This is a genomic window from Kitasatospora sp. NPDC058492, from assembly GCF_042720685.1.
In the GTDB taxonomy this organism is placed as follows: Bacteria; Actinomycetota; Actinomycetes; order Streptomycetales; family Streptomycetaceae; genus Kitasatospora.
On sequence record NZ_JBHXMU010000013.1, the window covers coordinates 139367 to 150648 of the forward strand.

Consider the following 11282-nt stretch of genomic DNA (forward strand, 5'->3'; position numbering starts at 1 on the left):
GGCGCCCGGTCCCGGGGGGCCCCACCGGGGGGCCCGGCCCCCGGGAACGGGGGGGGGGGGGGGGGGGGTGGGGGGGGGGGGGGTGAGCTGCGGCCACCCGCCCGCCCCGTTCCGTCCCCCGCCCGTTCCGTTCTGTCCCCCCGATCGGGTTGGATGGTCGGATGAGCGAGGAGAAGAGCGCCGTACCGGCGTGGGAGCAGCGGTTCAGGGCAGCACGGGTGTCACTCCCCGACTGGGCCGAGGACGCCCCCGACCGGGCGCTGTACGTGTCCAACGCGACCGGCACCTACGAGGTCTACGCCTGGGACCGGGCCACCGGCACCCACCGGCAGGTCACCGACCGGCCGAACGGCACCACCGACGCCGAGCTGTCCCCCGACGGCGCCTGGGTGTGGTGGTTCGACGACCACGACGGCGACGAGTTCGGCGTCTGGCGCCGCCAGCCCTTCGCCGGCGGGCCCGCGGACCGCAGCGCCGGCACCCCCGACGAGGAGGCCGTGCCCGGCCTCGCCCCCTCCTACTCGGCCGGCCTGGCGCTCGGCCGCGACGGCACGGTGGTCGTCGGACGTTCCACCGACGAGGACGGCACCACCCTGCACCTGCGCCGCCCCGGCGCGGCCGAGGCCGTCGAGATCTACCGGCACGCGGAGTACGGCGGCGTCGGCGACCTCAGCTACGACGGCACGCTGCTCGCCATCGACCACACCGAGCACGGCGACGCGATGCACTCCGCGATCCGGATCGTCCGCCTCTCCGACGGCACGAGCGGCGCGAGCGGCACGAGCGGCACGACGAGCAAGCCCGTAGCGCCCGTAGCGCCCGTAGAGCCCGCCGAAACCGCCGAAACCGTCGCCGAACTCGACGAGGTGACCGGCCGGGACGAGCCGCGCGGCGTCGCCTGCCTCGGCTTCGCCCCGGTCGACGGCGACACCCGGCTGCTGGTGGCCCACCAGCGCACCGGCCGCTGGGAGCCGATGATCTGGGACGTCGTCACCGGCGCCGAGACCGCGCTGCCGCTGCGCGACGAGCAGGGGCGCGAGCTGCCCGGCGACGTCTCCGCGCAGTGGTGCCCCGGCGCCGAGACGCTGCTCGTCGAGCACGAGTACGAGGCGCGCAGCGAACTGTTCTCGTACACGCTCGCCGACGGTCGGCTGACCCGGCTGGACACCCCGCGCGGCACCGTCGGCGGCGCCACCGCCCGTCCGGACGGCACCGTCGAGTACCTGTGGTCCTCCGCCGCCGAGCCCTCCGCCGTCCGCTCCACCGCCGGGACGGTAGTGCTGCGGGCGCCCGGCTCGGTGCCGCCCGGCTCCGTCCCGGTCGAGGACGTCTGGGTGGACGGGCCCGGCGGGCGGGTGCACGCCCTGGTGCAGCGTCCGACCGGGGCGGGCGAGGGCCCCTTCCCGACCGTGTTCGAGATCCACGGCGGCCCCACCCACCACGACAGCGACTCCTTCGCCGCCGGCCCGGCCGCCTGGCTGGACCACGGCTTCGCGGTGGTCCGGGTCAACTACCGCGGCTCCACCGGCTACGGCCAGGCCTGGACCGACGCCCTGCACGAGCGGGTCGGCCTGATCGAGCTGGAGGACATCGCGGCCGTCCGGGAGTGGGCGGTCGCCGGCGGCCTCGCCGACCCGCGCCGGCTGGTGCTCACCGGCGGCAGCTGGGGCGGCTACCTGACCCTGCTGGGCATCGGCGTCCAGCCGGACAGCTGGACGCTGGGCGTCGCCGCCGTGCCCGTCGCGGACTACCACACCGCGTACGCCGACGAGATGGAGGCGCTCAAGTCGCTGGACCGCACCCTCTTCGGCGGCACCCCGGAGGAGGTCCCGGAGCGCTTCACCGCCTCCTCGCCGCTCAGCTACGTCGAGCAGGTGCGGGTGCCGGTCTACATCAGCGCCGGGGTCAACGACCCGCGCTGCCCGATCCGGCAGATCGAGAACTACGTCGAGCGGCTGGAGCAGTCGGGCAAGCCGCACGAGGTCTACCGGTACGACGCCGGGCACGGGTCGCTGGTGGTGGAGGAGCGGATCAAGCAGCTGCGGCTGGAGATCGACTTCGTCCGACGGCACCTCGCCGCGGCGTCGCAGGCCGAGGCCGGCGACGGGGAGACGGTGTGAGGCGTCTGCTGACGCTCGCGGGAGTGGCGGTGGCCGGGGCCCTGGTGCTCACCGGCTGCTCGGGCGGGCACGGCGCCGAGGCCGCCTGCCCGCCCCCGGCCGGCCCCACGCCGACCACGGCCGCACCAACCGCACCGGCCGCCACCGCGACCCGCGCGAGCGCGGCGGGGCCGAGCGCGGCTGGGCCGGGGGCCGCCGTCGCCCGAGCGGCGTACGCGCCTGCGGCGGGCGAGGACGCGGTCCAGCTCGCCAAGGGATCCAGCGGGTCGAAGGGCTCGTCCGGCTCGAAGGGCTCCGGCTCCAAGGGGACGAAGACCGGGCGCACCGTGCACCACCACATCGACCACTACGACTCGAACGACGACGTGAGCGGCGGCCACGGCCGCTGCCACGACGAGCCGGCATTCACCGGGTCGCCGACACCGGTGCCGTCCTCCCCGACGGCGCCCGGGAAGCCGACGACCGCACCGGTCGTCCCGGCCCTGCCGTCCGCCCCGTCCGCCCCGTCCGCCCCGTCCGCCCCCGGCAAGCCAACCCGCTGAGGCGGGCCGACCGAGCGGGGGCAGGCCGAGCAGGGGCGCCGAACCGCGGAGGTCAGTCCAGGACCGGGTCCAGTCCGAGGGCCCGGTCCTGCTCCGCCTCCCCCTCGCGGCGCACCAGGCGGAACCACATGAAGATGACGAAGCCCCCGAAGACGAACCACTCCAGGGTGTAGCCGAGGTTCTGGAACGCCCGCAGGGTGAGCCCGTCGCCGCCCTGCGGCTGGACCGTCGGCACCGGGGTCAGCCCGGCCGACACCGCGTCGGCGGCCACCCAGCCGTCGTACCAGCCGTCGTACGCGAGCGTGTTGAGCAGCGCCGCCCGGTTGACCGTGCCGAGCTGACCGGCCGGCAGACCGCCCGCCACGGCGCCGTTGCTGCCACTGGACTCACCGGCCTGCAACCGCCCGGTGACGGTCACCTGGCCGGGAGGCGGCGGCGCGGCCACGGACGCGCCCTCGGCGGGCGCGCCGGGCGCCCAGCCGCGGACCACGGCGGCGAACCGGCCGTCGGCGGTGCGCAGCGGGGTGAGCACGTAGTAGCCCTGTTTGCCGTCGACCACCCGGTTCGGGACGAGGAGCTGGTGCTCCGCGTCGTAACTGCCGGTCACGGTGACGGGCTTGCCGACGGTCTCGGTGGTCACCTGCGGGGTGGCCTGGTTGAGCAGGTCGTCGATCGGCCGCACATCACTCGAAGCGGTGACGGTCTGCTTGGTCTCCTGGTGCGACGAGAACCGGTCCTCGAACCGGCCGAGCTGCCAGGAGCCCAGCCAGACGCACACCGCCACGGCCGCGACGGCCAGCGCGGTGCCGCCGAGCCAGCGCGGAGTCAGGAGGAACCGGTACACACCCCCACGGTAACCACTCCTCACACCCGTCCCGGCCGCAGGGGTCCGCCATAGGGGTCCGCCATCGGCCACGACGGCCCGGCTGGTCGCCCGTCCGACCCCGCCCGACCGACCCCGCCTGTCCGACCCCGGCCACCCGACCCCGACCGTCCACCGCCGGAGCGCCCACCGCCGGAGCGCGAAGCCCGTCAGCCCGCCGGGGGCGTGTCCGACGGCTGCGGCGCCGGTGCGCCCACCGCCTGGACGCCACCGCGGTAGAGGGTGCCGCCGCAGGCCACGGCGAAGGTGGCGGTGGCAACGGCAGGGCTGCCGGGGGCGGGGGTGTGGGCGATGGTCGCGGTGGCCGGCGCGGTGGTGGGGCTGCCGGTCGGGGTGGGGGTGGAGCTGGGGGCGTTGGTGGGCCCGGCGCTGGGGGACGAGCTGGCCTGGGGGTTGGTGCTGGGGGCCGCCGAGGCGTCCGAGGCCGCCGGGGCGGCACCGGTGGCGGCGGCGGGGGCCTGGGAGGCGCCGACGGCCGGGTTGGCGCCGCCCTGGCTGGTGGGCCCGGTGCTGGCGGTGCTGGCGCCGGGGGTGGGGCAGGTCCGGTCGGGGACCCAGGCGAACGGCACCCGGTAGCCGGCCTGCGGGGCGAGGACGGGGGGCTCCGCGTCCATCGCGGGCAGGTCGCCGGCCGGGTCGCCGGCGGCGTGGTCGGCGGTGCGCACGCGGCTGCGGTCGGTGCCGCTCACCGCCGTGACGGCGACGGCGCCGGGGCCGCCGAGCCGGCAGCTGCGGCCGGAGACGTTGTACACGGTGAACGAGCCGTGGATCCGCCCGTCGCCGTCGGCCGGGCCGACCTGTGCGCCGCCCTGGCCGAGGTCGGCCCGGGTGCAGAGCGGGGTGATCGGGCTGTCGCCGGTGCTGGCGGCGGGGACGGGCGGGGCGGTGGTGCCGTCGGCGCGGGTGGTGCTGGCGCCGGGGCTGGGTGAGGCGGTGGGGGTGCCGGAGGGCGACGCGGTGTCGCCGGTGCCGCTGGGGCCGGGCCGCGAAGGTGTGCCGGTGCCGGGGGCGCCGCCGGTCCTGGTGCCGGTCGGGGCGGCGGCGGCCGGGCTGCTGGCGTCGGCCGAGCCGGGGCCGCCGGACAGGCCGAGGTGCTCCCCGTCGTGCAGGGCGGGCAGGGCGACGGCGACGGCGACGGCGACGGCGGCGGCGCCGGTCCAGGCTCCGCGCCGGGCCGCCCGGCGGCGGGGTACGGCGTACCGGATCCGCGGCAGGCCGCCGGGTTCGGGCTGGATGCCGGCGACGGCGCTGCGCATCAGGTCGCGGACGCTGCGTTCCTCGGCGGAGAGCCCGTCGCCCTCACCGCCCGAGGGCCGCCGCCCGGCGCCGTCAGCCATGTCCGGCCTCCATCTGGGTGCGCAGGGCGGCGAGTCCGCGCGAACCGTAGGCCTTCACCGATCCGAGCGAGATGCCGAGGGTCTCGGCGACCTGCGCCTCCGTCATGTCCACGAAGTAACGCAGCACCAGAACCTCCCGCTGACGGCGTTGCAGACCACGCAGCGCGGCCTTCAACTGGTCGCGCTCCAGCGCATCGTAAGCGCCTTCTTCTGCACTGGCCATGTCAGGCATGGGCTTGGGCAGCAGGCGCAGGCCGAGGATCCGTCGGCGCAGGGTCGAGCGGGACAGGTTGACGACGGTCTGCCGCAGATAGGCCAGGGTCTTCTCGGGCTCGCGGACCCGGCGCCGGGCGGCGTGCACCCGGATGAACGCCTCCTGGACGACGTCCTCGCAGGTCGAGAGGTCGTCCAGGAGCAGCGCGGCGAGCCGCAGCAGGGAGCCGTAGTGGGCCTGGTAGGTCTCGGTGAGCAGGTCCTCGCTGGTACCCGCGTCGGTACCGGCACCGGAGCCCGCCGCACCGGGTGCGACCGCGGTCATCTGGTCGTCTTCCGGCCTACTCGCCGGCCACGGGGCGCGCGAGGGGAAGGCCACCACGGATCTCGCCGGGATGCCCGCCCCTGCTCCCACCATCACGTTCGCCACGCCCGTTGGACACTCGATCCCCTGTCATGGTTGCCCAGCCCGGGGGCCATTCTTCCGCATCGGCGGAAGAGGCCTCCAGGGGATTCCATCGGGATTCCGGACAGATTGTGTCGAGGAGCGGACACGCCCTCCTCGGATCGGGGGCCGGACGGGCCCGGGAGCGGGCGGCTCCAGGCCTTCCAGGGTCTCTCCCGGGCCTCCCCGCCAGGCCTCTTCCCGGGCCTCCCCTGTGCTTCCTCCTACGCGTCTTCCGGCGCGCCTTCCTGTGTCACCGTCAGCTCACCGGCCACCAGTTCCGCGATCTGCAGCAGGTTGAGCGCCGCGCCCTTGCGCAGGTTGTCGCCGCAGAGGAAGAGGTCGAGCGCGGCCGGCTCGTCGAGGGCCCGGCGCACCCGCCCGACCCAGACCGGGTCCGTCCCGACCACGTCGTTCGGCGTGGGGAACTCGCCGGCCGCCGGGTCGTCGTACAGCACGACCCCGGGGGCGTCGCGGAGGATCTGCTGCGCGTGCTCCTGGGTGACCTCGCGTTCGAAGAGCGCGTGCACGGCCAGCGCGTGGGTGCGGACGACCGGGATGCGGACGCAGGTCGCGGAGACCTTGAGGCCGGGCAGGCCGAGGATCTTGCGGGCCTCGGCGCGGATGCCGACCTCCTCGGAGGACCAGCCGCCGTCCACCAGGGAGCCGGTCCAGGGCACCGCGTTGAGCGCGAGCGGGGCGGCGAACGGCCCGTGGTCGGCGATCACCGCGCGCAGGTCGCCCGCCTGTCGGCCGACCTCGGTGCCGGCCACCAGGGCGGTCTGCTCGCGCAGCGCCGCCTCGCCGATCCGGCCCTCGCCGGAGGCGGCCTGGTAGGAGGCGACGACGAGTTGAACGAGCCCGTACTCGGCGTGCAGGGCGCCGAGGGCCGCGATCATCGCGAGGGTGGTGCTGGCGGGGCTGGCGACGATGCCGCGGGCGCGCAGCCGCAGCGCGGCCGCGTTGACCTCGGGGACGACCAGCGGCACGTCCTCGGCGGTACGGAAGGCGGCGGAGTCGTCGACCACCACGACGCCCTTGGCGGCCGCGATCGGCGCCCACTGGGCGGAGACCTCGTCGGGGACGGCGAACACGGCGACGTCGATCCCCTCGAAGGCCTCCTCGGCCAGCGGGACGACCTCGACCGGCACCCCGCGCACGACCGGCTTGCGGCCGACCGAACGCGGGGAGGCGACGAGTCGGATCTCGCCCCAGACGTCCTGGCGCAGGGAGAGCAGGCCGAGCAGCACCTCGCCGACCGCGCCGGTGGCGCCGACGACGGCGAGGTTCGGCCGCCGGGTCATCGCCCGGTGCCTCCGTAGACGACGGCCTCGTCCGTCTCGCTGTCCAGTCCGAAGGCGCTGTGCACGGCGCGGACGGCCTCCGGCACGTCCTCGGCGCGGGTGACGACCGAGATGCGGATCTCCGAGGTGGAGATCAGCTCGATGTTGACGCCCGCGGCGGACAGCGCCTCGAAGAAGGCGGCGGTGACGCCCGGGTTGGAGCGCATGCCCGCGCCGACCAGGGAGATCTTGCCGATCGCGTCGTCGTAGCGCAGCGACTCGTAGCCGATGCCCTCCTTGACCCGGCCGAGCGCGTCGATGGCCTTCTGGCCCTCCGCCTTGGGCAGGGTGAAGGAGATGTCGGTCAGCCCGGTCGACGCGGCGGAGACGTTCTGCACCACCATGTCGATGTTGACCTCGGCATCCGCGATGGCGCGGAAGATCCGGGCCGCCTCGCCCGGCTTGTCGGGCACGCCGACGACCGTGACCTTGGCCTCGGACGTGTCGTGGGCGACTCCGGAGATGATGGCCTGCTCCATCTCGCCCCCTTCGGGCTTGTGCGGGTTCTCGTTGCTGACGATCGTCCCGGGAAGACCCGAGAAGGACGAGCGTACGTGAATCGGGATGTTGTAGCGCCGGGCGTACTCCACGCAGCGGTCGAGCAGCACCTTGGAACCGGACGACGCCAGCTCCAGCATGTCCTCGTACGCGATCCAGTCGATCTTGCGGGCCTTCGCCACCACGCGCGGGTCGGCGGTGAACACGCCGTCCACGTCGGTGTAGATCTCGCAGACCTCGGCCTTGAGCGCGGCGGCGAGGGCGACGGCGGTGGTGTCCGAGCCGCCGCGGCCCAGCGTGGTGATGTCCTTGCTGGTCTGCGACACGCCCTGGAAGCCGGCCACGATCGCGATGTTGCCCTCGTCCAGGGCAGTGCGGATGCGACCAGGCGTCACGTCGATGATGCGCGCCTTGTTGTGGACGGAGTCGGTGATGACGCCGGCCTGGCTGCCCGTGAAGGACTGCGCCTCGTGCCCCAGCGATTTGATCGCCATGGCCAGCAGCGCCATGGAGATGCGCTCTCCAGCGGTCAGCAGCATGTCGAACTCACGGCCGGCAGGAAGCGGTGACACCTGCTCCGCGAGTTCGATGAGCTCGTCCGTCGTGTCGCCCATTGCGGACACCACGACGACGACCTCATGGCCGGCCTTCTTGGCGTCAACGATTCGGCGGGCAACGCGCTTGATGCCTTCGGCATCCGCAACGGATGAGCCGCCGTACTTCTGCACGACAAGGCCCACGTGCGCTCCTCGACTTGTGTCGTCTTCCGGGGGCACCAGGCCCCCGCACCCCCGGGGAAAAGGGGCTGTGCGGTCGGCGCCAGTCTACCGAGCAGGGGTGCCACAACCGGCGCTTTCCATATGATGAGACGCCCGTTTCAGCAGGTGGTCGGCGAAACGGGCGGCACCACCGGCAGGTCTGCGGGCAATTCGCCACCGCCCCGAAGAATCGGCGGATCAACGGACGGCGATCCGTCGGGATTTCTTTTCCGCGCGGAATGCTGAGGCATTCGTCACAATCAGCCGATGACCGCCGGGGGCGCACCGAAAACCGGCGCGCGCCGGGGCGACGTTCAGGCGTGCCGGAATCGCACGGACGTGCCGGAAGGGCACGGGCACCGGAGGGCGGTGCTACCGCCCGAGGCCCAGCTCGGCCGCCATCAGGTCGCCGGCCTGCTGCTCCAGCTGCTCGTCGGTGAGCCCGTCGTCGTCGGTGTCGGCGCCGTCCGGCACCGCGCCGATCGGACTGTCCAGCCGGACGTGCGCGATCAGCGACTGCAGCGCCCGCAGCACCGCCGTGCAGGTCGTGCCCCAGTTGGAGAGGTACGAGAACTGCCACCACCACAGCGCCTCGCTGACCCGGCCCTCGCGGTAGTGGGTCAGCCCGTGCTGCAGCTCGCCGACCACGCCGGCCAGGTCGTCCGAGATCCGGAAGGCGTTCGGCTTCTCCGGCGGACCGTACGGGTCGAAGACCTCGTGGTAGACGTCGATCGGCGCGAGCAGCTCGGCCAGCCGCTCGCGCAACTGCTCGCCGTCCGGCTCCGGCCCGGCGTCGGGCTCGAAGCGGTCCTCCGGGACGACGTCCTCGATGGCGCCCAGCCGGCCACCGGCCAGCAGCAGCTGCGAGACCTCCAGGAGCAGCAGCGAGACCGCGCTGCCCGGCTCGTCGCCCTTGGCGACCTCGGTGACGGCGAGCACGAAGCTCTCCACCGAGTCGGCGATCTGCACGGCGAAGTCGTCCGGCTCCGAACCGTGCGCATGGATGTGCGGGGGGTGGCTCTGCGGCTCCCCGTGCGGCTGTCCGGGGGCCGGCTGGTGGGCCTGCCCGTGGGACGGCTGGTGGGGCGTGTGGGGCTGCTGGTTGAGCGTCCGGTCAGACATCGAGCAGTCGTCTCCCTTCGAAGGCACGACCGAGGGTGACCTCGTCCGCGTACTCCAGATCCCCGCCGACGGGCAGGCCGCTCGCCAGCCGGGTCACCCTCAGGCCCATCGGCTTGCAGAGCCGGGCCAGATAGGTGGCGGTCGCCTCCCCCTCCAGGTTGGGGTCGGTGGCCAGGATCAGCTCGGTGACCGTGCCGTCCGCGAGGCGCGCCAGCAGCTCGCGGATCCGCAGGTCGTCCGGGCCGACGCCCTCGATGGGGCTGATCGCGCCGCCCAGCACGTGGTAGCGGCCGCGGAACTCGCGGGTGCGCTCGATGGCGACGACGTCCTTGGACTCCTCGACCACGCAGATGACGCCGAGGTCGCGGCGCGGGTCCAGGCAGACCCGGCACTGCTCGGCCTCTGCGACGTTGCCGCAGACCGCGCAGAAGCGGACCTTGTCCTTGACCTCCAGCAGCGCGTGCGCGAGACGGCGCACGTCGGTCGGGTCGGACTGCAGGATGTGGAAGGCGATCCGCTGGGCGCTCTTGGGCCCGACGCCGGGCAGCCTGCCCAGTTCGTCGATCAGGTCCTGAACCACGCCCTCGTACAACGTCGCGCCTTCCCTCGGATGGTCGGTGGTGCTCCGGTGCCATCATCCAACGAATCGGGCGTCGGACACACCGCCCGACGCCCGACTCCCACATAAATCACATGGGTCCGTTGTCTGAACTTCAGAACTTCAGGACCTCAGACCTGCCTGGTCGGAACCCCTGTCCAGAGGCTCCCCCAGGTCAGAACGGCAGACCGGGGATGCCCCCGCCCAGGCCCTGGGTCAGCGGGCCCATGCGCTCGGCCTGCATCTTCTGCGCCGACTGGTTGGCGTCCCGCACGGCCGCCAGGACCAGGTCGGCCAGGGTCTCGGTGTCCTCCGGGTCGACGGCCGCCGGGGCGATGGTCAGCGCCACCAGCTCACCCGCACCGGTCACCGTGGCCTCGACCAGGCCACCGCCCGCCGAACCGCTCACCTTCGTCTCCGCCAGCTCCTGCTGCGCCTGCGCGAGATCCTGCTGCATCTTCTGCGCCTGCTTCAGCAGCTGCTGCATGTTGGGCTGGCCACCACCGGGGAACACGGCTCACTCCTCGCTTCGTGCTTGCTGTCCTGCGTCGCCGTCCTGCCTGCGGTCACGTCCGCTTGCAGTCCCGCTCGCGTCGTCACGGCCGAGCCTACGTGCTGCCGGGGCGGGCCGTCGCTCAGTTGCCGCGGTGGTGGATCTCCTCCAGAACCGTCGCGCCCAGCTCCCGGATGATCAGCTCCTGACCGGAGAACGCCTCCTCGTTGAGGTCCGGGTCGTCCTCCTCCGGGACGTCGTCCTCCGGCGCCACCGCGCGCACCGGACGGGCCGGCGGCGCGGCCACCGGCGGCGGGGCCTGGACCGGCGCGGGCGCCGGGGCGGCCTGCACCTGCGGGGACGGCTGCGACCGGACCGGCGCGGGCACCGGAGCCGGAGCCGGCGGCGCGGCGGCCGCCGGACGGGCCGGGGCCCCCCAACCGCCACCGCTCGGGGCGGCACCGCCCAGACCACCGCCACCGACGGCCGTACCGCCGCCGAGGGAACCGCCCCCGGACGGGTCGACGATGCACTCGATCCGCCAGTCCACACCCAGCGCGTCCGTCAGCGCCTGGCGCAGCACGTCGTCGCTGTTGCTGCCGACGAAGCTGTCCCGGGCGCCCGCGTTGATGAAGGACACCTGGAGCACGCTGCCGTCGAACCCGGCCACCTGGCCGTTCTGGCTGAGCAGGATCCAGGTGAAGCGGCGGCGGTTCTTCACCGCCTCCAGAATCTGCGGCCACAGCTGCCGGACCTGCGCCGCGCCCTGCTGCGCGGCGGCCGAAGCCGGCCCGGCGGGCTGCCCGGCAGGGGCGGGCGCTGGCGCCGCGGGGGCAGGAGCGGGAGCGGGGGCGGACACCGGGGCCGGGGTGGCCTCGACGGCCTCGGCGGCCTGGGCCGGCGGCTGCGGCGCGGGGGCCGCGGCCGGGG

10 protein-coding genes and 1 pseudogene are annotated in these 11282 nt (G+C 74.3%); 2 read left to right on the plus strand and 9 right to left on the minus strand.

Going from position 1 to position 11282, the window contains the following annotated elements:
* Positions 1–161 precede the first annotated feature (161 nt).
* Positions 162–2120 carry a S9 family peptidase gene (locus ACFWPI_RS11970; protein WP_380377258.1) on the plus strand — a complete coding sequence of 653 codons (1959 nt, stop codon included), beginning with the start codon at positions 162–164 and terminating at the stop codon, positions 2118–2120.
* Positions 2117–2662, plus strand: coding sequence for a hypothetical protein (locus ACFWPI_RS11975; RefSeq protein WP_380377260.1), 546 nt, complete (start codon positions 2117–2119; stop codon positions 2660–2662). The genes ACFWPI_RS11970 and ACFWPI_RS11975 overlap by 4 nt, the downstream gene beginning before the upstream one ends.
* Before the next feature lie 52 nt (positions 2663–2714).
* Here ACFWPI_RS11975 and ACFWPI_RS11980 read toward each other — a convergent pair whose 3' ends face one another.
* The 9 genes and pseudogenes from ACFWPI_RS11980 to ACFWPI_RS12020 form a co-directional block, all read right to left on the minus strand.
* The gene (locus ACFWPI_RS11980; protein WP_380377262.1) at positions 2715–3506 is read right to left on the minus strand and encodes an SURF1 family protein; all 792 of its coding nucleotides are present in this window, start codon (positions 3504–3506) and stop codon (positions 2715–2717) included.
* A 188-nt stretch (positions 3507–3694) separates the two neighbouring features.
* Positions 3695–4882: a hypothetical protein gene (locus ACFWPI_RS11985; protein WP_380377263.1), complete on the minus strand. Its 1188-nt coding sequence runs from the start codon at positions 4880–4882 to the stop codon at positions 3695–3697.
* Positions 4875–5420, minus strand: coding sequence for a SigE family RNA polymerase sigma factor (locus tag ACFWPI_RS11990; protein ID WP_063348653.1), 546 nt, complete (start codon positions 5418–5420; stop codon positions 4875–4877). Before ACFWPI_RS11990 ends, ACFWPI_RS11985 begins: the two co-directional genes overlap by 8 nt.
* Positions 5421–5764: 344 nt before the next feature.
* Entirely contained in the window at positions 5765–6844 is a 1080-nt protein-coding gene (locus tag ACFWPI_RS11995) for an aspartate-semialdehyde dehydrogenase (protein ID WP_380377265.1), read from the minus strand.
* On the minus strand, positions 6841–8121 hold the full coding sequence (locus ACFWPI_RS12000; RefSeq protein WP_063348651.1) for an aspartate kinase: 1281 nt from the start codon (positions 8119–8121) through the stop codon (positions 6841–6843). The genes ACFWPI_RS11995 and ACFWPI_RS12000 overlap by 4 nt, the downstream gene beginning before the upstream one ends.
* A gap of 390 nt (positions 8122–8511) precedes the next feature.
* The gene (locus ACFWPI_RS12005) at positions 8512–9261 is read right to left on the minus strand and encodes a DUF5063 domain-containing protein (protein WP_244293422.1); all 750 of its coding nucleotides are present in this window, start codon (positions 9259–9261) and stop codon (positions 8512–8514) included.
* Positions 9254–9853, minus strand: coding sequence for a recombination mediator RecR (gene recR / locus ACFWPI_RS12010; RefSeq protein WP_063348650.1), 600 nt, complete (start codon positions 9851–9853; stop codon positions 9254–9256). Before recR ends, ACFWPI_RS12005 begins: the two co-directional genes overlap by 8 nt.
* Before the next feature lie 181 nt (positions 9854–10034).
* Positions 10035–10373, minus strand: coding sequence for a YbaB/EbfC family nucleoid-associated protein (locus tag ACFWPI_RS12015; protein ID WP_063348649.1), 339 nt, complete (start codon positions 10371–10373; stop codon positions 10035–10037).
* A gap of 121 nt (positions 10374–10494) precedes the next feature.
* Positions 10495–11282, minus strand: a pseudogene (locus ACFWPI_RS12020) (DNA polymerase III subunit gamma and tau); the annotation flags it as partial.